Genomic DNA, 23,336 nt, shown 5'->3' on the forward strand with positions numbered 1-23,336 from the left:
GATCAGAAAAGTTTACTCAATCCGGCGAAGCAGGGTGACGACGTGCGGCGGCTGCGGCTGCCGCGCGCGGCGCCGTTCAGTCGGGCTCCGGCAGATCGAGGCGCTCGACGTCGCCGTTATCGGGTGTCGCGCTCTCATGGAACAGATCGCCGAGATACTGGCCGAGCTCGTCGGCTTCGAGAAAATCCGGAATGACGAAATGCGCGGGACGGCGCTTGCCGTCCGCGCCGGGGTAGAACGGCACCCAGCGGTCCTGCGCGCGCTCGACCAGGATCTGCTTGCCGAACACGTTGAAACGATGTGTGGTCATGCGCAGGCTCCCGAGGGATCGGTGCTTCGGTGGCGTGCGTCCGGAGGCGGGCCGCGCGAACGACCGTGTGCCCGGCGGCTCGCGCATGCGCCGGCCGAACGCGGCCGTAAGGCGACATTAGCAGAAAACCGCGCCGCACGGCATTCGAAGCGTCCGGCGGCATCGACGGCGCGGCGCCGCTCGGTCGCGCATCGCGCCACCGAGCGAGCGCCGGCGATTGCCGGTATGCTCCTTTTCACCGCCTTGTTATGCTCAGGCCGCCGCAGGCCGATGCCGACCATGAACGACACCTCCCGCTTCCGAAATCCGATCCGCAGCGAAGTCGATCTCGACGCGAACGGCAAGCACGCCGGCTATCTGCGCGTGCCGCACTCGGTCCATCGTTCGGCGTACGGATGGATTCCGGTGCCGATCGTGTCGATCCGCAACGGCAGCGGCCCCGTCGTGCTCGTGATGGCGGGCAACCACGGCGACGAGTACGAAGGCCAGATCGTCGTGTCGCGAGCCGTGCGGGAGATCGACGCGGCGCAGGTCGCCGGGCAACTGATTTTCCTGCCGATGGCGAATTTCCCGGCGGCGGACGCGGGCTCGCGCGTGTCGCCGATCGACGGCGGCAATCTGAACCGCAGCTTTCCCGGCGATCCGGCCGGCGCGCCGACCGCCGTGATCGCCGACTACATCGAGCACACGCTGCTGCCGCGCGCGCAGTATCTGGTCGATCTGCATTCGGGCGGCAGCTCGCTCGTCTATCAAGGCGGCAACATGCTCGCGCTCGAGCCGCGCGACGCGGCCGAGCGCGCGCGCGTGCGGGCGCTGCTCGCCGCGTTCGGGCTGCCGCGCGCATTCCTGCATGCGCCGAATCCGGTGCACGCGTCGTCGGCCGCGCGCAGGCAGGGCGCGATCTCGATCCTGACCGAGCTGGGCGGCGGCGGCATGTCGGACCCGGCGCTGATCCGCGACGCCCGTCGCGGCCTGCTGCATTTCCTCGGCTTCGTCGGCGCGCTGCACGGCCCGCTCGTGCCGGACAGCCCGCCCGCGACGACGCGTTTCATGCGGGTGAGCGGCGCGCATCACTATGTGTACGCATACGACAAGGGCCTCTACGAGCCGCTCGTCGAGCTCGGCGCGCGCGTGCGCGCGGGGCAGCCGGCCGCGCTGATCCATTTTCCCGATACGCCGCTGCGCGAGCCCGTCACGCAGCGCTTCGCGAGCGACGGCGAAGTCGTTTGCAAGCGCGTGCCCGCGCAGGTGCGGCGCGGCGACTGTCTGTTCCAGCTCGCGGAAGACGACGCGCCGGCCTGACCGCGCGCCGCCCGTTCCATCGAAATCCTTGCTACGCCGCCGCCGATATCGATATCGAAATTGCTTGGTTAGGCTTTGCGAGTCGAAACGCTAATGTGATGAACAGCGGTAGCGCGATGACATCGCGAAAGGCGCGCATCGGATCACGCGGGTGCGCGTCGGATAGCGATGCCGCGCCCCGCTGCCCGGATTCCGCAGATCGAACGGGCGCGCCGCCGCGGCGGGCCGTCGTATCGGCCGCGCCGGCCGTGCGCAACCGTGCGCAACCGTTCGCCATCGACGACATCGCCATGACCGACAGCATTATCGATACCGCGCCGCACGACGCGCGCGCGAAACCCCTGATCGACGCGCTGATCGACGAATACGCGACGCGCTATCACGCGTATCGGCCCGACAGCCGTGCTTCGGCGCAAGCGGAGCTCGCGCGCTATCCGGCCGAGCTGTTCGCGCCGCCGGAGGGTGCGTTCATCCTGCTGATCCGCGGCGGCGAGACGATCGGCGGCGGAGCCTTCAAGCGATACGACGCGCACACGGCGGAGCTCAAGCGGATCTGGACGCGCGCCGATCTGCGGCGGCAAGGGCTCGCGCGGCGCGTGGTCCGCGAGCTCGAGCTGCGCGCGGCGCGCCAGGGCTATCGGCGCGTCTATCTGACGACGGGCTTCCGGCAGCCGGAAGCATGGGCGCTGTATCTCGACACGGGCTACGCGGCGCTGTTCGATCGCGACGTCGACCCGGAGATCTACGTGCATTTGCCGTTCGGCAAGGATCTGATCGAGCCGGGCCGCGTCGGCACGCTCGACGACCTGCGCGCGCCCGCGCCGGCCGCGCCGGTCGAGTGACGCGCCGCGGCCCGTCTGTCGCCTCGAACGCGACCACGCATTCGCCACGAACGAGAACAGGAATCGTCGATGAAATCACCCTACATGAAGTCGTTCGCCGGACCGATCGCGCGTGCCGTCGTCGCGGCCGTGCTGGCCGGCATCGGCGCGGCGGCGTTCGCCGCCACGTTCGATCTGAGCCCCGAGCAGCCCGGACGCGTGCGCGGCGCGCGCGACGAGGCGGTGATCCGCGCGCTGCCCGCGGGCTTCAGGTTCGCCGAGCCCGATACGCTGACGGTCGGCATCGCGCCGAGCCAGCCGCCGATCAGCGCGTATGCGACCGACGCGCACACCGTCGTCGGCTTCGACGCCGATCTCGCGCAACTGCTCGCCGACAGCCTCGGCCGCAAGCTGAAGATCGTCGCGCTCGCGTGGGCCGACTGGCCGCTCGCGCTCGAATCGGGGCGCGTCGACGCGGTGCTGTCGAACGTGACCGTGACCGAGGAGCGCAAGGCGAAGTTCGATTTCTCGACGTATCGCAAGGATCAGGTCGGCTTCTACGTGAAGTCCGACAGCAAGATCGCGTCGATCAAGGAGCCGAGGGACGTCGCGGGCCTGCGCGTGATCACCGACGCCGGCACGAACCAGGAGAAGATCCTGCTCGAATGGGACCGCGAGAACGTCGCGCACGGGCTCAAGCCCGTCACGGTCCAGTATTACGACGATCACGCGGTGAAGAACGTCGCGCTGCAATCGGGCCGCGCGGACGCGATCTTCAGCGTGAACTCGGTGCTCGCGTATCAGGCCGCGCAGCAGCGCCGGACGAAGCTCGTCGGCACCGTGAGCGGCGGCTGGCCGCGCACGGCGGACCTCGCGGTCACGACGCGCAGGGGCAGCGGCCTTGCCGCGCCGTTCACGCTCGCGATCAACGATTTCATCCGGAACGGCGCGTACCGGCGCGTGCTCGATCGCTGGAGCCTCGGCTCCGAAGCGATCGACGCATCGCGAACCAACCCGCCGGGCTTGCCGAAGACGTGACGCGCGACGCCGGACGCGCGCGGTTTCCCCGATTTCCCGTAGCCTGAATACGTACCCGCCATGTCTTATTCGTTATCGCTGCTGGACAAGAGCCCGATCGCCGAAGGCGCGACGGCGGCCGACGCGCTGCGCTTCACGGTCGCGCTCGCGCGGCGCGCCGAGGCGCTCGGCTATCGCCGCTTCTGGATCGCCGAGCATCACGGCGCGCCGGGGCTCGCGAGTTCCGCGCCCGAGATCGTCGTGTCGCACGTGCTCGCGCATACGTCGACGATCCGCGTCGGCTCGGGCGGCGTGATGCTTCAGCACTACAGCCCGTTCAAGGTCGCCGAGACGTTCAAGCTGCTCGCGTCGCTCGCGCCGGGGCGCGTCGATCTCGGCGTCGGCAAGGCGCCGGGCGGCCTGCCGCTCACGACGCGCGCGCTGCAGTCGCTGCACGACAAGCCGCGCAAGCCCGCGTTCGCCGACCAGCTCGCCGAGCTCGACGCGTTCCTGAACTGGGGCGTCGCCGAGGAGCATCCGCTCGCCGGCGCGCTCGCGCTGCCGGTGCCGCCCGAGGCGCCCGAGCGCGTGCTGCTCGGCGGCTCGCCCGAGAGCGCCGCGCTCGCCGCGCGGCTCGGCTGGCAGTTCTGCTATGCCGGGCACTTCAACGGCGACGAGGCGAACGTCGAGCGCTCGCTCGGCACCTACCGCAGCGCGACCGGACGCGCGCCGCTCCTCGCGCTGTACGCGGTCGCCGCGCCGACGAAGGGCGACGCCGAGCGGCTGATCGGCGCGCTGCGGATCTTCAAGCTGAAGCTCGCGGGCGGCCAGAGCTTCAATCTCGGCAGCGCGCAGGCGGCGGCCGAGTTCGCGCGCCAGAGCGGCGCGACCGATTACCGGGTCGACGAGCTGCGTCCGCACGTGATCGCCGGCGCGCCGGACGACGTGCACCGCGAGCTCGATGCGCTGTCGCGCCGCTACGGCGTCGCCGAGTTCGTCGTCGATTCGCCCGTCACGCACTATCCGGCGCGGCTCGCGTCCGTCGAGCTGCTCGCGCGCGAGCTGCCCGTGCGGACCTGAGCGTGCGGCGCGCGCGGGCCGCGCGCCTTCACCCGATCTCAACGACACCGATCTTCGCCATGACCCAGTCCACGATCCCATTCGGCATCATGCTGCAAGGCGCGGGCAGCCACATGAACGCGTGGCGGCACCCAAGCAATCCGCCCGACGCGAGCGTCAACCTCGACTTCCTGGTGCGCGTCGCGCGCAAGGCGGAGGCGAACGGCATCGCGTTCGCGTTCGTCGCCGACGGCCTCTACATCAACGAGAAGTCGATCCCGCACTTCCTGAACCGCTTCGAGCCGATCTCGCTGTTGTCCGCGCTCGCGACCGCGACGTCGAAGATCGGCCTCGCGGGCACCGTGTCGACGTCGTACAGCGAGCCGTTCACGGTTGCGCGGCAGTTCGCGTCGCTCGATCTGCTGAGCGGCGGCCGCGCGGGCTGGAACGTCGTGACGACGCCGCTCGAGGGCACCGCGAAGAACTACGGCACGAAGCACCCGGAGCACGACCTGCGCTACGAGATCGCCGACGAATACCTGAGCGTCGCGCAGGGGCTGTGGGATAGCTGGGACGATGACGCATTCGTGCGCGACCGCGCGAGCGGCCGCTTTTTCGCGCGCGACAAGCTGCATGCGCTCGATCATTCGGGCCGGTTCTTCGAGGTCGCCGGGCCGCTCAACATCCAGCGCTCGCCGCAGGGGCAGCCGGTGATTTTCCAGGCGGGCTCGTCGGACGCGGGGATCGCGCTCGCGGGCAAGTACGCGGATGCGGTGTTCACGCACTCGCCGTCGCTCGACGAGACGCGCGCGTTCACGCGGCGCGTGAAGGACAGCGCGCTCGCGCACGGCCGCCGGGCGGACGACGTGAAGATCTTCCCCGGCATCGGGCCGATCGTCGGGCGCACCGCGGCCGAAGCGGAGGACAAGTACCGCGCGATCCAGGATCTGCTGACGATCGACGACGCGCTCGCGTATCTCGGCCGCTACTTCGACCACCACGACTTCACGCAATACCCGCTCGACGCGCCGTTCCCGGAGCTCGGCGACGTCGGCCGCAACAGCTTCCGCTCGACGACCGACCACATCAAGGCCGACGCGCGCGCGAAGGGGCTCACGCTGCGCGAGACCGCGCTCGCCGTCGCGACGCCGCGCCCGCAGTTCATCGGCGCGGCGCAAGACGTTGCCGACGCGCTGATCCGCTGGATCGACGCGGGCGCGGGCGACGGCTTCATCCTCGGCTTCGCGGTGCAGGCGCAGGGGCTCGACGATTTCGTCGAGCTCGTGATCCCGGCGCTCGAGGCGCGCGGCCGCTACCGGCGCACGCTCGCCGGCGCCACGCTGCGCGACCACCTCGGCCTGCCGCGCAAGGAAAGCCGCCGCGCGGCGGCCGAAATCGCATGACGGCGCGGCCAGCGGCGGCGCGGCGCCGCGCGCATGCCGCGTCGCGCGCGAGCGCTGCGGCCGCGCTCGCCGTTGCAATCGGCATCGGCGCATCGAAGGTGCGCGCGGCACGACATCGAATCAGCAAGGAGCCACGCTCATGAGCGACGTCACTCACGCTGTCGGCGGCGCGTTGCCGGCGCCGGGCATTCCCGCCGCGCGCGCCGACGCGCCGCGTTTCAGGATCGTGCCGGCCCGCTATCGCGCGCGCACGGCGGGCACCGTGCTTGCCGCCGTGCTGATCGCGCTCGTGCTGAACTCGGTACTCGGCAATCCGCAATGGGGCTGGCCGGTTTTCGCCGAATGGTTCCTGTCCGAGCCGGTGCTGTCGGGGCTCGCGCGCACGCTGTTGCTGACCGCGCTCGGCGCGCTGTTCGGCTTCGCGCTCGGCGTGCCGCTCGCGCTCGCGCGCGTGTCCCGCTCGCCGCTGCTCGCCGCGTGCGCATGGGCGTTCATCTGGCTGTTCCGCTCGATTCCGCTCGTCGTGCTGCTGCTGATCCTGAACAATCTCGGCTATCTGTACGACCACGTGTGGCTCGGCGTGCCGTTCACGGGGATCACGTTCGCCGACGTCGCGACGGCCGACCTGATCAGCCCGTTCTGCGCGGCCGTGCTCGGCCTGACGCTCAATCACGCGGCGTTCGCGGCCGAGGGGATTCGCGGCGGCATCCTGTCGGTCGATCAGGGGCAGCTCGAGGCGGCCGCCGCGCTTGGCCTGCCGCGCGCGCGTCAGGCGACGCGCATCGTGCTGCCGCAGGCGATGCGCGCGTTTCTGCCCGTCGCGTTCAACGATCTGATCTCGCTCGCGAAGGGCACGTCGATGGTGTATGTGCTCGCGATGCCCGAGCTCTTCTACACGGTGCAGGTGATCTACCGGCGCAATCTCGAGGTGATTCCGCTGCTGATGGTCGCGACGGTCTGGTATTTGATCATCCTGACCGTGCTGTCGATCGTTCAGGCGCAGGTCGAGCGGCGCTACGCGCGCGGCGCGGTGCGCCATCCGGGGCGGTCGCCCGTCGCGGCGCTCGTCGGCAAGCTGGTCGATGCATTGCCGCGGCGCGGGCGGGCGGTAGTGTCGGCGGCCCGCTCGGACGATGCGGCGCGCGCCGTGGAAAAAGGCGCGCGTCCGGCCGGCGAGGCGTCGGCTTCCGGCGCGCGATTCGCGCGCGGCGACAGGGCGGCCGCCGCGCCGGCGGGCACGCGCCGCGGCGGCGAGGTCGCCGTGCGTCGCGTATCGAAGAGCTTCGGCCCGCACAAGGTGCTCGACGACGTGTCGTTCGTCGCGCCGGCAGGCAGCGTCACCGTGATCCTCGGCCAGTCCGGCTCCGGCAAATCAACGCTGCTGCGCACGATCAACCATCTCGAGCGCGTCGACGGCGGCTTCATCGACATCGACGGCGAGCTGGTCGGCTATCGCCGCGACGGCGACACGCTGTACGAGTTGAAGGAAAAGGACGTGCTGCGCCGCCGCGTCGACGTTGGCATGGTGTTCCAGAACTTCAACCTGTTCCCGCACCTCACCGTGCTCGAGAACGTCGTCGAGGCGCCCGTCGCGTCGGGCCGCGCGACGCGCGCCGAGGCCGAGCGCATCGCGCGCGAGCTGCTCGCGCGCGTCGGTCTCGCCGCGAAGGCCGACGCGTATCCGCGCCAGTTGTCGGGCGGCCAGCAGCAGCGCGTCGCGATCGCGCGCGCGCTTGCGCTGAAGCCGAAGGTGCTGCTGTTCGACGAGCCGACGTCCGCGCTCGATCCGGAGCTCGTCAACGAGGTGCTCGACGTGATCAAGGAGCTCGCGCGCTCGGGAACGACGCTCGTCGTCGTCACGCACGAAATCGGCTTCGCGCGCGAGGTCGCGGACACGATCCTGTTCATGGAGCACGGCCGGATCATCGAAGCGGGGCCGCCCGCGCAGGTGCTCGGCGCGCCCGCGCATCCGCGCACGCGCGCGTTCCTCTCGAAGGTGCTGTGATGGCGGCGCGGCGACAGGCGGACGTGCGGCGCGGCGGCCTGGGCGAAGGCGGTCGCTGCTGTGACGACGTCGCCGAGCGCGATCGCATCGCGCAATCGCACGCGCTCGCATTGCACCGCGCCGCGTCGATCGCATCGGAGGCATCGGAGGCATCGGAGGTATCGCCGCGATGATCGACCGACGCACGTTCATCGGCCGCGCGGCGGCGTTCGCGGCCGCGTTGGCCGCCGCGCCGTCCGGCGCGCGCGCCGCCGGCATCGCGGTCGATCTCGATCCGCGTCAGGCGGGCCGCGTGCGCGCCGCCCGCGATCCGGCCGCCATCGACGCCGCGCGCCGCTGCCGTTGGGTCGACGACGGCGCGTTCACCGTCGCGATCGCGCCGCATGCGCCCCCCGTCGCGACGTTCGCGACCGACGCGCGCACCGTCGTCGGCGCGGACCCGGATTACGCGCAACTGATCGCCGATGCGCTAGGCCGGCGGCTCGCGCTCGTGCCCGTTGCGTGGGCCGACTGGCCGCTCGGGCTGAGCTCCGGCAAGTACGATGCGGTGATCTCGAATGTCGGCGTCACTGAGAAGCGCAAGGAGAAGTTCGATTTCACGACGTACCGGCTCGGCCTGCACGGCTTCTATGTGAGGACCGCGAGCCCGATCGCGCGGATCGCCGGGCCGCGGGACGTCGCGGGCCTGCGGATCATCACCGCGTCGGGAACGAGCCAGGAGCGCATCCTGCTCGAATGGAACCGGCGCAACGTCGCGCAGGGGCGCAAGCCGGTCGACGTACTGTACTTCGACGACGACGGCGCATCGCGCGTCGCGCTGCTCTCGGGGCGCGCGGACGCCGAGCTGAATCCGAACGCGACGCTCGCGTACCAGGCGGCGCGCGACGGCAGGATCCGGTGCGTCGGCAACGTGAACGCGGGCTGGCCGGTCAGGGCCGACGTCGCGATCGCGACGCGCAAGGGCAGCGGCCTCGCCGACGCGCTGACGCTCGCGACCAACGATCTGATCCGCGACGGCAAGTACCGGCAGGCGCTCGCGCGATGGGGGCTGCTGTCGGAGGCGGTCGACCGGTCGGAGACGAATCCGCCGGGGCTGCCGTCGTTCTGAGCGCCGACGACGTCCGCTCGGCGCCTTCGCCCCCGCACGCCGCGCAAACGCGCTGGCCTCGATGCCGATGCCCGTGCATAATCTCGGGCCTGATCATCGCGTGACCGCCGCCATGCCCCGATTTTCGCGCCCGACGCCGCCGGCAACCCGGACCGCCGCGCCATACCGTTCGCGCCCGCGCCCGCGCGCCATCGCGTGCGCGCCGGAGGCCGCCGCATGACGCTCGCGCTGCTGACCGCCGTCGTTCTCGTCGCCGCGCTGCTGCGGCTCGCGAAGCGCCGCCGCGCGAGCCGGGCACTGTTCGTCGCGGCCATCGCCGCGTTCTTCGCGATCGGCTGCGGCCCCGTGCCCGCGTGGCTGCTGCGCGGATTGCAGGCGCCGTACGCGGCGCGGCCGGCGATCGAGTGGGGCGCGCGCAACGCGATCGTGATGCTCGGCCTCGGCACCGAGAAGATCGCGGCGACGGGGGCGGTCGAGCCCGGCACGTTCTCCTATTCGCGGGTCGTCGAGGCGGCGAGCCTCTACCGCGACTGCCGCCGCGCGCGCGCGAACGCCGACTGCAAGCTCATCGTGAGCGGCGGCGACGCGCGTCGCAACGGCGTGCCGGAGGCGGCCGTCTATCGCGACGCGCTGATCGGCCTCGGCATCGACGCGGCCGACGTGCTGTCCGAGCCGCGCAGCATGAACACGTGGCAGAACGCGCAATTCACGCGCGCCGTGCTGGACGGCTATCGCGCGGACCGCGTGCTGCTTGTCACGTCGGGCATCCACTTGCGGCGCAGCGTGCTGTATTTCTCGCATTTCGGCGTCGCCGCGACTCCCGTGCGCGCCGAGTATCTGCAAGCGGTGACGTTCCCGCTGCCGCTCGCGCACAACTTCTCGGTCGCCGATCTCGCGCTGCACGAATATCTCGGCATCGCGCGCTACCGGCTCTACGACGCGCTCGGCTGGAACCAGGCGAGGACGCGGCCCGGCGACGCTTGACGACGACGCGCCGCCCGCGGTCGCTGCGCGTCGCTCCCTCAATATTTCGTGCCGGATGCCGTAAACGCGCGAGAGCGCCACGCGGCAAGGGTGGTCGTCGCGTTCGCCGAGCGCCGTCGCCGGCAACCCGACGAGATCCCGCGACGACGATCTTCCGGCACGCGGCGCGCGGCGCGCGGGGCGACGGGTGACGGACCGTCGATCGGCTCGGCGCTGTGCTGGTGCGCGAGCGCCTCGCGCGACACGCCGCGTTTTCGCGCGATCTGATAACCTTGCGCGCTGTAAGAAATGGTTTTCCCTTATTGGTGACGGTTCCGCTATCCGATTCTCTCGCGTTGTCATATAAAGGAAAGACGATAGGCAGCACGGCCCGTCGCCGCCGCGCACGGAGCGGCCGCGCAATCCGCAACCACGCATTCGTTACCCCAGCCACGCAAAATCCAATCCTTCCCCTTCAATACAACCCGCCCGAGACCACCATGCTCCAACTGTCCCGGCGCCAGTTCCTGAAGCTGTCCGCGACGACGCTTGCCGGATCGAGCCTAGCCCTGATGGGCTTCTCGCCGGCCGAAGCGCTCGCCGAGGTCCGCCAATACAAGCTGGCGCGCACTGTCGAAACCCGCAACACCTGTCCATATTGCTCGGTCGGTTGCGGAATCCTGATGTACGGCCTCGGCGACGGCGCGAAGAACGCCACGTCGAGCATCATCCACATCGAGGGCGACCCCGACCACCCGGTCAACCGCGGCACGCTGTGCCCGAAGGGCGCGAGCCTCATCGACTTCATCCATAGCCCGAGCCGCCTCACGCAGCCCGAGTACCGCGCGGCCGGCTCCGACAAGTGGCAGCCGATCTCGTGGAGCGACGCGCTCGACCGGATCGCGAAGCTGATGAAGGCGGACCGCGACGCGAACTTCGTCGAGACGACGGACGACGGCATGAAGGTCAACCGCTGGCTCACGACGGGCATGCTGGCCGCGTCGGCGGGCAGCAACGAGGTCGGCTATCTGACGCACAAGACCGTGCGCAGCATGGGGATGCTCGCGTTCGACAACCAGGCTCGTGTCTGACATGGCCCGACGGTGGCAGGTCTTGCCCCGACGTTTGGCCGTGGCGCGATGACGAACCATTGGGTCGACATCAAGAACGCGGACGTTATTCTCGTGATGGGCGGCAATGCCGCCGAGGCACACCCGTGCGGTTTCAAGTGGGTCACCGAAGCGAAGGCGCATCGCAACGCGCGCCTCGTCGTCGTCGATCCGCGCTTCACGCGCACCGCATCGGTCGCCGACTATTACGCGCCGATTCGCACCGGCACGGACATCGCATTCCTCGGCGGGGTGATCAACTACCTGCTGACGAACGACAAGATTCAGCACGAGTACGTCAGGCACTACACGGATTTCTCGTTCATCGTTCGCGAGGACTTCGCGTTCGACGACGGCATCTATTCCGGCTACGACGCGGACAAGCACGCGTACCCGGACAAGTCGACATGGGACTACGAGCGCGGCGACGACGGCTTCGTGAAGGTCGACGACACGCTTGCGCACCCGCGCTGCGTGTACAACCTGCTCAAGCAGCACTACGCGCGCTACACGCCGGAGATGGTCGAGAAGATCTGCGGCACGCCGAAGGACAAGTTCCTGAAGGTGTGCGAGATGCTCGCGACGACGGCCGTGCCCGGCCGCGCCGGCACGGTGCTGTACGCGCTCGGGTGGACGCACCACTCGGTCGGCGCGCAGATGATCCGCACGGGCGCGATGGTGCAGCTCCTGCTCGGCAACATCGGCATCGCGGGCGGCGGGATGAACGCGCTGCGCGGGCACTCGAACATCCAGGGGCTCACCGACCTCGGGCTGATGTCGAACCTGCTGCCGGGCTACATGACGCTGCCGATGCAGGCCGAGCAGGATTTCGACGCCTACATCCAGAAGCGCGCGCAGCAGCCGCTGCGGCCGAACCAACTGAGCTACTGGAAGAACTACCGCGCGTTCCACGTGAGCTTCATGAAGGCGTGGTGGGGCGACGCGGCCAGCGCCGCGAACAACTGGGGCTACGACTACCTGCCGAAGCTCGACAAGCCGTATGACCTGCTGCAGACGATCGAGCTGATGCACGCGGGCAAGATGAACGGCTACATCTGCCAGGGCTTCAATCCGCTTGCGGCGTCGCCGTCCAAGCGCAAGACGTCCGAGGCGCTCGCGAAGCTGAAGTGGCTCGTGATCATGGACCCGCTTGCGACCGAGACGTCCGAGTTCTGGAAGAATCACGGCGAGTTCAACGACGTCGATTCGTCGAAGATCCAGACCGAGGTGTTCCGGCTGCCGACGTCGTGCTTCGCGGAGGAGCGCGGCTCGCTCGTCAATTCCGGCCGGGTGCTGCAGTGGCACTGGCAGGGCGCGGAGCCGCCCGGCCAGGCGAAGAGCGACCTCGAGATCATGTCGGGGCTCTTCCTGCGGATGCGCGACATGTACCGGAAGGACGGCGGCAAGTATCCCGACCCGATCGTCAATCTGAGCTGGCCGTACGCAAACCCGGAAAGCCCGACGCCCGAAGAGCTCGCGATGGAGTTCAACGGCCGCGCGCTCGCCGATCTGCCGGACCCGAAGGACCCGGCGAAGACGCTCGTGAAGAAGGGCGAGCAACTCGCCGGCTTCGCGCAACTGAAGGACGACGGCACGACCGCGAGCGGCTGCTGGATCTTCTGCGGCGCGTGGACGCAAGCGGGCAACCAGATGGCGCGCCGCGACAACGCGGACCCGACGGGCATCGGCCAGACGCTGAACTGGGCGTGGGCGTGGCCGGCGAACCGGCGGATTCTGTACAACCGCGCGTCGTGCGACATGAGCGGCAAGCCGTTCGACCCGACCCGCAAGCTGATCGGCTGGAACGGCAGCGCGTGGACAGGCGCGGACATTCCGGACTACAAGGCCGACGAGCCGCCCGAAAACGGCATGGGGCCGTTCATCATGAATCCGGAAGGCGTCGCCCGCTTCTTCGCGCGCGCCGGCATGAACGAAGGCCCGTTCCCCGAGCACTACGAGCCGTTCGAGACGCCGCTCGCCGCGAACCCGCTGCATCCGGACAACCCGCGGGCGCTGAACAATCCGGCTGCCCGCGTGTTCCCGGACGACCGCGCGGCGTTCGGCAAGGTCGACCAGTTCCCGCACGTCGCGACGACCTATCGTCTGACCGAGCACTTCCACTACTGGACGAAGCATGCGCGGCTGAACGCGATCATCCAGCCCGAGCAGTTCGTCGAGATCGGCGAGGAACTCGCGAAGGAGGTCGGCGTCGCGCACGGCGACCGCGTGAAGGTGTCGTCGAACCGCGGGCACATCGTCGCGGTCGCGCTCGTCACGAAGCGGATCAAGCCGCTCACGGTCGACGGCCGGAAGGTGCAGACGGTCGGCATTCCGTTGCATTGGGGCTTCAAGGGGTTGACGAAGCCCGGCTATCTCGCGAACACCCTGACTCCGTCCGTCGGCGACGGCAACTCGCAGACACCGGAATTCAAGTCGTTCCTGGTGAAAGTGGAAAAGGCGTAAGGGGAAAGAGATGGCATTGCAATCGCTCGACATCAAGCGCGTCTCGGCCACCACGACGCCAGCGCCCACCGCGCGCGAGCCGGCGACGGGCAGCGTCGCGAAGCTGATCGACGTATCGAAGTGCATCGGCTGCAAGGCGTGCCAGACGGCCTGCATGGAGTGGAACGACCTGCGCGACGAAGTCGGCACGAACGTCGGCGTCTACGACAACCCGGCCGACCTGACCGAGCACTCGTGGACGGTGATGCGTTTCGCCGAATACGAGAACCCGGCGGGCGACCTCGAGTGGCTGATCCGCAAGGACGGCTGCATGCACTGCGAGGACCCGGGCTGCCTGAAGGCGTGCCCTTCGCCGGGCGCGATCGTGCAGTACAACAACGGGATCGTCGATTTCCACGAGGAGAACTGCATCGGCTGCGGCTACTGCGTGACCGGCTGCCCGTTCAACATCCCGCGGATCTCGAAGCAGGACAACCGCGCGTACAAGTGCACGCTGTGCTCGGACCGCGTCGCGGTCGGCCAGGAGCCCGCGTGCGTGAAGACCTGCCCGACGGGCGCGATCGTGTTCGGCACGAAGGAGGACATGAAGCGGCACGCGGCCGAGCGCGTCGCCGATCTGAAGGGGCGCGGCTTCGAGAACGCGGGGCTGTACGATCCGCAGGGCGTCGGCGGCACGCACGTGATGTACGTGCTGCATCACGCGGACAAGCCGTCGCTGTATCACGGCCTGCCCGACAATCCGTCGATCAGCCCGATGGTGAAGCTGTGGAAGGGGATCGCGAAGCCGCTCGCGGTGGCGGGCATCGCGCTGTCCGCGCTCGTCGGCTTCTTCCATTACACGCGCGTCGGCCCGAACGAAGTGACGGACGACGAGGAAGCCGCCGCCCGCGACGAAGCGCGCCGCATCAAGGAGGACGCGAAATGAAGCATGACGACCCGAACCTGATCGTCCGCTACACGGCGAACGAGCGCTCGAACCACTGGATCACCGCGATCTCGTTCGTGCTGCTCGCGCTGTCCGGGCTCGCGCTGTTCCATCCGTCGATGTTCTGGATGACGGCGCTGTTCGGCGGCGGGCAGTGGACGCGGCTCCTGCATCCGTTCGTCGGCCTCGTGATGTTCGCGTCGTTTGCGGTGATGGTCGCGCGCTACTGGCATCACAACCTGCTCGACGCGGGCGATCGCCAGTGGCTGCGGCAGATGGACGACGTGCTCGCGAACCGCGAGGACAAGCTGCCGGAAGTCGGCCGCTATAACGCGGGACAGAAGCTGCTATTCTTCGTGATGGTGGCGTGTCTGCTGTTGCTGCTCGTCTCCGGGATCGTGATCTGGCGGCGCTATTTCTCGTTCTACTTTCCGATCGGCGTGATTCGCGCGGCGGCCGTCGTCCATGCGACGGCGGCGTTCGCGTTGATCGTCGGCATCGTCGTGCATGTTTACGCGGCGCTGTGGGTGAAGGGCTCGATCGGCGCGATGGTGCGCGGCACCGTGACCGTCGGCTGGGCCAGAAAGCACCATCCGAAGTGGTTTCGCGAGAGCGTGAAGTAACGTCGCATCGCACGAAGCCGGCGCGGCGCGCGGACTCGGTCGGTTCGAGCGCCGCCCGCCGCCCGCCGCTTGTCCGCCCGTCCGCCGAGTCGCCCATGCGGGCGGCGGGCGAGCGGACGGCGGACGGAACCCAAAGCGCCGACGATTCGGCGCTTGTTTTTTTAGGGCACTCACGTGACTGACCCAACCCAACGCATTCTCGAACCGGGCGAAATCGCATCGCTCGACCATTCGGCCATTCCGCGCGTGCGGATGCCCGAGCGCGGCGCCGTGTTCGCCGCGCGCGCCGCGCGGCTGCGCAAGCTCGCGGACCTGAACCCGATCGCGGGCTATCTGCGGCTGATGGCCGCCGCCGCCGACGCGCAGCACGAATTGCTGCAGACGTTCGAGCCGAACGCGCCCGCGAAGGCGGCGATCGAGCAGGCGCAGCGCCATTCGATGCCGCTCGCGCCGGCGCTCGGCGGCGCGCGCGATCCGCGCTGGCGCGACGTGCTGCAAAGCCTGCTCGACCGCGTCGAGCGCGCGGGCCTCGTGAATCCGCCGCTCGCGAAACTGATCGACGGGCTGCGGCTGCGCGAGCCCGCCGCGCTCGACGCGCAGGCCGACGCGCTTCTCGCGCAGCGCTTCGCCGAGATCGAGCCGGCGTCGGCGCCGTTCCTGATGGCCGCGCTGCAGGTGGTGTGGACCGCGCTCGCGAGCCGCATCGCGCCCGCCGACGTCCCGTATCTCGAACAGCCCGGCCTCTGCCCGGTGTGCGGCGCGCAGCCGGTCGCGAGCATCGTGCGCGTCGGCGGCCAGCATCAGGGCTACCGCTTCCTCCAGTGTGGGCTGTGCTCGACCGAGTGGCACATGGTCCGCACGAAGTGCTCGCACTGCGATTCGACGAAGGGGATCGCATATCACGGAATCGAAGGCGGCAGCGAAGCGATCAAGGCCGAATCGTGCGACGAGTGCCATACGTACCGGAAGATCGGCTATCAGGAGAAGGACTACGACGTCGAGCCGCTCGCGGACGATCTCGCGAGCCTCACGCTCGATCTGCTGATGGGCGAGGCGGGCTACCGGCGCGCGTCGCCGAATCCGCTGCTGTGGCCCGACTTGCCGGCCGACGCGGCAGGGGACGAGCGGACGTGAGCGGGACGGGCGCGAACGAAGTCAACGTGCTGCTCGCGCGCGTGCCGTCGGTCGAGCGCGTGCTGTCGTCGGGCGAGATGAAGCCGCTCGTCGACGAATACGGCCGCACGCGCGCGCTCGCCGCGGTGCGCGCATCGCTCGACGCGTGGCGCGACGCCGCGCGCCGCGATCCGGCCGCGGCCGGGGCGCTCGACGATGCGCGGATCGCCGCCGACGTGCGCGCGCGGCTCGCCGCCGGCGCGGCGGGCGCGATGCGCGCGGTGTTCAACCTGACAGGCACCGTGCTGCACACGAATCTTGGCCGTGCGCTGCTGCCGGACGAAGCGGTGCGCGCGGTCGTGCAGGCGCTCACGCAGCCGATGAATCTCGAATTCGATCTCGCGACGGGCCGCCGCGGCGACCGCGACGATCTGATCGACGCGCTCGTCTGCGAGCTGACGGGCGCGGAGGCGGCGACCGTCGTCAACAACAATGCGGCCGCCGTGCTGCTCGCGCTGTCCGCGCTCGCGCCGAAGAAGGAAGTGATCGTGTCGCGCGGCGAGCTCGTCGAGATCGGCGGTGCGTTTCGCATTCCCGACATCATGAGCCGCGCGGGCGCGAAGCTGCGCGAGGTCGGCACGACGAACCGCACGCATCTGAGCGACTATGCGCAAGCGATCGGGCCGCGCACCGCGCTCCTGATGAAAGTGCATTGCAGCAATTACGCGATCAGCGGCTTCACGAAGGAAGTGACGCTGCAGGAGCTCGCGCCGCTCGCGCGCGAGCATGGGGTGCCCGTCGCCGTCGATCTCGGCAGCGGCACGCTCGTCGACCTGACGCGCTGGGGCTTGCCGAAGGAGACGACGGTGCGCGAGACCGTCGAAGCGGGCGCGGATCTCGTCACGTTCAGCGGCGACAAGCTGCTCGGCGGCCCGCAGGCGGGCCTCGTCGTCGGGCGGCGCGACCTGATCTCGAAGATCAAGCAGCATCCGCTCAAGCGCGCGCTGCGCGTCGGCAAGCTGACGCTCGCCGCGCTCGAGCCGGTGCTGCGCCTGTACCAGGCGCCCGAATTCCTGCGCGAGCGGTTGACGACGTTGCGGCTGCTTACGCGCGCGCAGGCGGACATCGCGGCGACGGCCGGGCGCGTTCGGCCGGCGCTGCAACGCGCGATCGGCGCGGCGTTCGCGGTCGACGTCGAGCCGATGTTCAGCCAGATCGGCAGCGGCGCGCTGCCCGTCGATCAGTTGCCGAGCTGCGGCCTCGTCGTGCGCGCGAGCGACGGCAAGCGCAGCGGCCGCGCGCTCGCGCAGCTCGAGAAGCGCCTGCGCGGCTGGCCGCGCCCGGTGCTCGGCCGCATCGCCGACGACGCGCTGCGGCTCGATCTGCGCTGCCTCGAAGCGGACGACGAAGCGGCATTCGTCGCGCAATGCGCGCAAGCGCCGACGGATACGCGCGCATGATCGTCGGAACCGCGGGCCACATCGATCACGGCAAGACGACGCTCGTGCGCGCGCTGACGGGCGTCGACACCGATCGGCTGAAGGAAGAGAAGGCGCGCGGGATCTCGATCGAGCTCGGCTACGCGTACACGCCGCTGCCGAACGGCGACGTGCTCGGCTTCGTCGACGTGCCCGGCCACGAGAAGCTCGTCCATACGATGGCGGCGGGCGCGTGCGGGATCGATTTCGCGCTCGTCGTGATCGCCGCCGACGACGGCGTGATGCCGCAGACGCGCGAGCATTTCGCGATTCTGCAACTGCTCGGGCTCGCGCACGGCGCGGTCGCGCTGACGAAATGCGATCGCGTCGACGCTGCGCGCATCGCGCAAGTGTGCGACGAGATCCGCGCATGGCTCGCGACGTCGCCGCTCGCCGATGCGCCGGTTTTCGAGACGCGCGCGACCGAGCCGGACGATGCGGGCGTCGCCGCATTGAACGCGTACTTGCGCGACACGGCGCTCGCGTGGCGTGCGCGGCGCGACGACGGCTTGTTCCGGCTCGCGGTCGATCGCGTGTTCACGCTCGCGGGGCAAGGCACCGTCGTGACGGGCACCGCGTTCGCGGGGCGCGTGCGCACGGGCGATACGCTCGCCGTCGCGCGCACGGGCGAACCGGTGCGGGTGCGCGGCGTCCATGCGCAGAACCGCGCGACCGACGTCGGCCATGCTGGCGAGCGCTGCGCGCTGAATCTCGCGGGCATCGACAAGGCGGCGCTCGCGCGCGGCGACGCGATCGTCGATCCGCGGCTCGCGACGCTTTCGCCGCGCATCGACGTCGAGCTGACGCTGACGGCGGACGCCGACGTGACGATCTCGCATTGGACGCCGCTGCACGTGCATCTCGGCACGCTGCACAGGGTTGCGCACGTTGCGCTGCTCGAGGGCGATACGCTCGGGGCCGGCCAGCGCGCGCGCGCGCAATTGAATTTCACGGAGCCGGTGTTCGCGGTGCCGGGCGACCGCTTCATCGTGCGCAACGCGCAGGCGACGCGCACGGTGGGCGGCGGGCGCGTGCTCGATCCGTTCGGCCCCGCGCGCAAGCGGCGCACGAGCGCGCGGCGCGCATGGCTCGACGCGCTCGCGCTCTGGCTCGACGAAGGCCGCCTCGATGCGCTGCTCGACGAAGCGCCGCTCGGCATCACGCGCGCGACGCTGATGCACCTGACGGGCTTGCCGGCGGATGCATGGGCGTTGCCGGCCGATGCAGTGAACGTCGCCGCGCCGGGCAGGCATGCGGACGAAGCGCGCGTTGTCGCGCGCGGGCATTGGGACGCGTTGCGCGCACGCGTGCTCGACGCGCTCGCGACGTTTCATCAGCGCTCGCCGGACGAGCAGGGGCCGGATGTCGCGCGGCTGCGCCGGATCGCGGCGCCGCTCGCGGACGACGCGTTGTGGCGTGCGTTGACCGATGCGCTGATCGCCGAAGGCGCGATCGTGCGCAGCGGCCCGTGGCTGCATCTGCCGTCGCACGCGGTGAGCTTCGATGCGCGCGAGGAGGCGTTGGCCGGGCGCTTGCTGCCGCTCGTCGCGGCGGGCCGCTACGATCCGCCGTGGGTGCGCGATCATGCGGCGGCGGTGGGCGCGGCGGAGGACGCGGCGCGCGCGCTGCTGCGCAAGCTCGCGCGGCGCGGCGACGTGCATCAGGTCGTGCGGGACCTGTTCTATCACCGCGACGTGATCGCGGAACTTGCGCAATTGATCGCGCGACTCGCGAGCGAGCACGGCGGCGCGCTCGATGCGGCGACGTTTCGCGACGCGACGGGCCTCGGCCGCAAGCGCGCGATTCAAATTCTCGAGTTCTTCGATCGCGTTGGGTATACTCGCTTCCACCGCGATCTTCACTGGTTGCGCGCCGATAGCCGGTTGCTGATCGGTTCGCAGTAGTCCGGGTTCGGGCTCGTGTAGTTCGCTGCGGTTCTCTACGGTTCTTGACGGGGCGGCATGCTTTTTTATATCGGCTCCCGCTTCCGTTCCCGTTCTCGCAGGAAGGCATTCGTATCCGGTGGTGCGGCTGGGCTTCAAACCCAGTTGGTGCGGTCAGCCCGCGCCAGGTCGGTTCGACTCCGGCTGCCTTCCGCCCAATGGGTCTTCCAGGCTATTCCTATCTCTTCTGTTGATGCCATCTAGATCGCTGATTTTAAAGCGGTTTATGGGTAACAGCGTGCTTGCGACTACCGTTGACGTCCCGCACAATTTCCTCGCGAAGTATGGGTAGCGATGTGGGTTTGTGGGTAGGGAGGGCAACATGGCCGGACGACAGTTGCATCGACTCAGCGCTCTGCGAGTCGCGAAAGAAGTAGCGCCGGATCATTACGCGGATGGCGGTGGCCTCTACATGCTGATCGCGGATAGTGGTGCGCGTTGTAAGCACCTCGCGAAGGCCGTTCGCAATACGGTGCGCGCATGATGCATGATCAGGTATCGGGCGATCTGGTTTTCGCGCTCTGGCAATCAGCCTGTGTAGGCCGGTGGGCAAGACTGCTCTTGCAGTTTCCTGGCCAGGTTCCAGGGTAGCAGTTCGTCGATACGGTTGATGGGGTGATCAGCGATATGGGTCAGGACGTATTCGAGGTAGGCGCGCGGGTTGATGCCGTTGAGCTGGCACGTGCCGATCAGACTGTACATCGCGGCAGCCCGTTCGCCCCCGCTATCGGAGCCGGCGAACAAGAAGTTCTTGCGACCCAGAGCAAGCTCGTGTTCATTCTGCCCATATCGGGCAAAAAGTTGAAGTCCATTATCGTTGGCATCCGCTGTATGGTCGCCGCGTCAAGGTTCGAGACGTCGAGAATCGCAGCGGCGGCCGCGTGGTGCATGTCGACGCCGGCCCTGGCGTAGTCAAGGTGGTGGCAGCGTGGATGCTCGATCGGGCCGTGTGTTCAGCCATGGAGCTCGGCGAGCCGAGAGTTACCGTGGCGGTGCTGTGCGCCCTGCATAGGCTGCTTGTTGATCGGCGCTTGCGAGCAAACTCGCCGGACGGTTTCAACATCGTCCGGGAGAAACGCAATGGGCCAGCTGCCAAGGGATGTTCCAGCACGACCGCAATCGCCGGCGGTGACGCCGCGCCAGATGAGCATGGTGTTCAACAACGCCGAGCTTCAGGGAATGAACGCGGCGCAGCGCGCAAAGGTAATCGCACATCTTGCAAGCCTGCTGATCCAAGCCGCCGGCGTAACCACCAGGAAGGAGCGTGACGATGACGAGCGCTGATCGTTTGCCGGCGCCCCTTCTCCAGCGCAAGGCGGTAGTTTATGTCCGTCAGTCAACGCAGGCCCAGGTCCAGATGAACCTCGAGAGCTAGCGTCGCCAGTACGAGCTCGTGGGAGAAGCAAAGCGGTGCGGGTTTCGCGATATCGAGGTCATCGACGATGATCTGGGTCGATCGGCGAGCGGAACGGTGGCCCGGCCCGGCTTTGAGCGCCTGGTGGCATTGCTCTGTGCCGGTGAAGTCGGCGCTGTCCTTTGCCTGGATGCATCACGTCTTGCCCGTAACGGGCGCGACTGGCACCATCTGCTCGAACTGTGTGGTCTCGTCGAGGCGCGGGTCATCGACCTTGATGGCGTGTACGATCCCTGCCGGCCGAACGACCGGCTGCTGCTCGGCATGAAGGGCCGCATTAGCGAATTCGCGCTCAACGTGCTTCGAACGCGCATGCTGGATGCCGCGTGTGCCAAGGCTCAGCGCGGTGAATTGCGCATCAGCGTACCGATCGGCTACCTCTGGCATCGTGATGTCGGCCTGGGTCTTGATCCCAATCAACGGCTACAGGAAGTGATACGCCTGATCTTTACTCGCTTTCGCGAACTGGGTAGCGCACGGCAGGCCTTCCTGTCGTTACGGGCCGAACAAGTCCACTTCCCACGCCCGACCGATGGCAGGACCCTGACGCACTTCGACTGGACGCTGATACGCTACCGTAACGTGATCTCGGTGCTCAGGAATCCGTTCTATGCCGGAGCCTACGCTTATGGTAAGAGCGGGAAGCAGACGACCATCGTTGATGGCCGTGCACACAAGAGCTACAAGCACCGCAAGCCGTTCGAGGAGTGGGAGGTTCTGCTCAAGGAGCACCACGAAGGCTACATCGACTGGGCAGAATTCGAGCGCAACCAGAAGCTGCTCGCCGCCAACGCCTACGGCAAGGCAGGCGACGTAAAATCAGGGCGTGGCGGGCGAGCCCTACTGGCAGGTCTGCTTGGATGCGCGCGCTGCGGACGTCGCCTGTCGGTAGCCTATACTGGACGCACACCGCGACCGGTCTACCGATGCTATCGCTTTGACCTGCCACCGAAATGCATGAGCTTCGGCGGCTCTCGCATAGACGCCGCGATCGCGAGAGAACTAATGCGTGTCGTGGAGCCAATGGCGATAGAGGCAGCCTTGCAGGCCGAGCAGATGCTTATGGATACCCTGAGCGAGCAGCGTCGGATCATCGAACTTGAACTGCAGCAGGCTCAGTACGAAGCCACGCTGGCAGAGCGACGCTACGTCGCCTGCGATCCCGATAACCGTCTGATCGCCGCGCAGTTGGAGAAGAATTGGGAAGCAGCGTTGCGTTGCGTACTGGCCTGCCAGGCGCGCCTGGAGACTGCACGCACACCGGCGGCACCTATCGCTGCTCCTGACTTTACGAAGCTCGCCGAGGACCTCGATGCCGCCTGGAATGCTCCGGGCGTCACCATGCGCATGCGCCAGCAGGTGGTTCGGGCGCTGATCGTCGATATAGTCGCAGACGTGGACGAGTCAACGCGTGAAGTCATTCTCACGATTCACTGGCAAGGCGGTCAGCACTCGCAGGTGCGGATCCGCAAGCCCAAGACCGGCGAGCACGGATGCAGCACGTCCGACGAAGCGCTCGCAGTCATCCGCAGCATGGCAACCCGATGGTCTGATCAGGATATTGCCGCATCACTAAACCGGATGGGAATACGCACGGGCCAAGGCAAGACCTGGACTGCGCATCGCGTCAGCTCCGTACGGCGAGTGCGCGATATCTATGCGTACAAGTCGGCTGAGAAGGATGGTGACTGGTTGACGATGTCCGAGGCGGCGAAAGCGCTTGGCGTTACCCACTACATAATCCGGCGTCTAATCAACGATAAGGTTCTGCCTGCCGAGCAGGTAATGCCGGATGCCCCGTGGCAGATTCGCGCAAGCGATCTGCGCAGTGAAGCTGTTACGGCGGCGCTGACTCGCAAACATCGCCCGTGTCGCAACGGCGTTGAAGGGCAACTCCCAATGTTTACCGAGGTTTCGGAAGGAGGTGCACAATGAACGCCCAGTCCTCACACAGCGCAGTGCGTTTTCGGCCAGGGCATTGCTGATCTCGGCACGCCCCTCTTGGCAATACAGCACGAGCGCATCCCGCTGATTGAGCGAGTAACGGATCGCCTTGGCAAGGTCGGATTTCTTCGACAGCATCGCGAGCTTGTCCGTCATCCACGTCTTGATGGTCGCGAGCAGGGGCATGCTTTTCTCCTGCCGCACGCGCAGCCGTTCAGCGGCGGGTTTGCCGCGGATGTCCGCCTCGATGCCGTAGAGTTCGCCGATCAATTCGAGTACCTGTCCGGTCGCGTCGGTAGGCGTGCGGTCGTGAACGTCGTGTACCGTCTCGCATGC

Annotated in this window: 18 protein-coding genes, 1 tRNA gene and 2 pseudogenes; 18 read left to right on the forward strand and 3 right to left on the reverse strand. The window is 68.4% G+C overall.

Annotated features, from left to right (window positions below):
* Window positions 1-76 precede the first annotated feature (76 nt).
* On the reverse strand, window positions 77-310 hold the full coding sequence (locus WT16_RS26525; RefSeq protein WP_009915633.1) for a hypothetical protein: 234 nt from the start codon (window positions 308-310) through the stop codon (window positions 77-79).
* Window positions 311-589: 279 nt separating this feature from the next.
* Between WT16_RS26525 and WT16_RS26530 the strand changes: the two genes are divergently transcribed.
* The 16 genes from WT16_RS26530 to WT16_RS34045 all read left to right on the forward strand — a co-directional run bounded on the left by WT16_RS26530 (window position 590) and on the right by WT16_RS34045 (window position 19,796).
* Complete coding sequence (locus WT16_RS26530; RefSeq protein ID WP_063534975.1) at window positions 590-1,612, forward strand: succinylglutamate desuccinylase/aspartoacylase family protein; 1,023 nt, start codon at window positions 590-592, stop codon at window positions 1,610-1,612.
* Between the two features lie 290 nt (window positions 1,613-1,902).
* Window positions 1,903-2,454: a GNAT family N-acetyltransferase gene (locus WT16_RS26535; protein ID WP_063534976.1), complete on the forward strand. Its 552-nt coding sequence runs from the start codon at window positions 1,903-1,905 to the stop codon at window positions 2,452-2,454.
* A gap of 69 nt (window positions 2,455-2,523) precedes the next feature.
* Entirely contained in the window at window positions 2,524-3,471 is a 948-nt protein-coding gene (locus WT16_RS26540; protein WP_043283085.1) for an ABC transporter substrate-binding protein, read from the forward strand.
* Between the two features lie 60 nt (window positions 3,472-3,531).
* Complete coding sequence (locus WT16_RS26545) at window positions 3,532-4,530, forward strand: LLM class flavin-dependent oxidoreductase (RefSeq protein WP_063534583.1); 999 nt, start codon at window positions 3,532-3,534, stop codon at window positions 4,528-4,530.
* Between the two features lie 59 nt (window positions 4,531-4,589).
* Window positions 4,590-5,912: an LLM class flavin-dependent oxidoreductase gene (locus WT16_RS26550; protein WP_006028667.1), complete on the forward strand. Its 1,323-nt coding sequence runs from the start codon at window positions 4,590-4,592 to the stop codon at window positions 5,910-5,912.
* 139 nt (window positions 5,913-6,051) lie between these two features.
* Window positions 6,052-7,917, forward strand: a complete 1,866-nt coding sequence (locus tag WT16_RS35470; protein ID WP_082875009.1) for an amino acid ABC transporter permease/ATP-binding protein — start codon at window positions 6,052-6,054, stop codon at window positions 7,915-7,917.
* Window positions 7,918-8,086: 169 nt separating this feature from the next.
* Window positions 8,087-9,025, forward strand: coding sequence for an ABC transporter substrate-binding protein (locus WT16_RS26565; RefSeq protein WP_015603232.1), 939 nt, complete (start codon window positions 8,087-8,089; stop codon window positions 9,023-9,025).
* 216 nt (window positions 9,026-9,241) lie between these two features.
* Window positions 9,242-10,009: a YdcF family protein gene (locus WT16_RS26570; protein ID WP_006028670.1), complete on the forward strand. Its 768-nt coding sequence runs from the start codon at window positions 9,242-9,244 to the stop codon at window positions 10,007-10,009.
* A gap of 90 nt (window positions 10,010-10,099) precedes the next feature.
* Window positions 10,100-10,276, forward strand: coding sequence for a hypothetical protein (locus WT16_RS34040; RefSeq protein ID WP_156443000.1), 177 nt, complete (start codon window positions 10,100-10,102; stop codon window positions 10,274-10,276).
* Window positions 10,277-10,488: 212 nt separating this feature from the next.
* Window positions 10,489-13,560 carry a formate dehydrogenase-N subunit alpha gene (fdnG, locus tag WT16_RS26580; RefSeq protein WP_156521505.1) on the forward strand — a complete coding sequence of 1,024 codons (3,072 nt, stop codon included), beginning with the start codon at window positions 10,489-10,491 and terminating at the stop codon, window positions 13,558-13,560.
* A gap of 10 nt (window positions 13,561-13,570) precedes the next feature.
* Entirely contained in the window at window positions 13,571-14,485 is a 915-nt protein-coding gene (gene fdxH / locus WT16_RS26585; protein WP_006028673.1) for a formate dehydrogenase subunit beta, read from the forward strand.
* Window positions 14,482-15,108, forward strand: coding sequence for a formate dehydrogenase subunit gamma (locus tag WT16_RS26590; RefSeq protein ID WP_063534585.1), 627 nt, complete (start codon window positions 14,482-14,484; stop codon window positions 15,106-15,108). Before fdxH ends, WT16_RS26590 begins: the two co-directional genes overlap by 4 nt.
* Window positions 15,109-15,282: 174 nt before the next feature.
* Window positions 15,283-16,242 carry a formate dehydrogenase accessory protein FdhE gene (gene fdhE, locus WT16_RS26595; RefSeq protein WP_006028675.1) on the forward strand — a complete coding sequence of 320 codons (960 nt, stop codon included), beginning with the start codon at window positions 15,283-15,285 and terminating at the stop codon, window positions 16,240-16,242.
* Entirely contained in the window at window positions 16,239-17,681 is a 1,443-nt protein-coding gene (gene selA, locus WT16_RS26600; RefSeq protein ID WP_063534586.1) for an L-seryl-tRNA(Sec) selenium transferase, read from the forward strand. Before fdhE ends, selA begins: the two co-directional genes overlap by 4 nt.
* Window positions 17,678-19,603: a selenocysteine-specific translation elongation factor gene (gene selB, locus WT16_RS26605; RefSeq protein ID WP_063534977.1), complete on the forward strand. Its 1,926-nt coding sequence runs from the start codon at window positions 17,678-17,680 to the stop codon at window positions 19,601-19,603. The genes selA and selB overlap by 4 nt, the downstream gene beginning before the upstream one ends.
* A 100-nt stretch (window positions 19,604-19,703) precedes the next feature.
* Window positions 19,704-19,796, forward strand: a tRNA-Sec gene (locus WT16_RS34045).
* A gap of 374 nt (window positions 19,797-20,170) precedes the next feature.
* Here the strand turns inward: WT16_RS34045 and WT16_RS32930 are convergent.
* Window positions 20,171-20,410 (reverse strand): annotated as a pseudogene (locus tag WT16_RS32930) (transposase domain-containing protein); the annotation flags it as partial.
* A 312-nt stretch (window positions 20,411-20,722) separates the two neighbouring features.
* Here WT16_RS32930 and WT16_RS26615 point away from each other — a divergent pair.
* Window positions 20,723-20,926 carry a hypothetical protein gene (locus tag WT16_RS26615; RefSeq protein ID WP_063534587.1) on the forward strand — a complete coding sequence of 68 codons (204 nt, stop codon included), beginning with the start codon at window positions 20,723-20,725 and terminating at the stop codon, window positions 20,924-20,926.
* Window positions 20,927-21,035: 109 nt separating this feature from the next.
* Window positions 21,036-22,991, forward strand: a complete 1,956-nt coding sequence (locus WT16_RS26620) for a recombinase family protein (protein WP_231892112.1) — start codon at window positions 21,036-21,038, stop codon at window positions 22,989-22,991.
* Here WT16_RS26620 and WT16_RS34055 read toward each other — a convergent pair.
* Window positions 22,992-23,324, reverse strand: a pseudogene (locus WT16_RS34055) (transposase); the annotation flags it as partial.
* Window positions 23,325-23,336: the final 12 nt, after the last annotated feature.

The organism is Burkholderia sp. MSMB1589WGS (assembly GCF_001636105.1).
Taxonomy (GTDB): Bacteria; Pseudomonadota; Gammaproteobacteria; order Burkholderiales; family Burkholderiaceae; genus Burkholderia; species Burkholderia humptydooensis.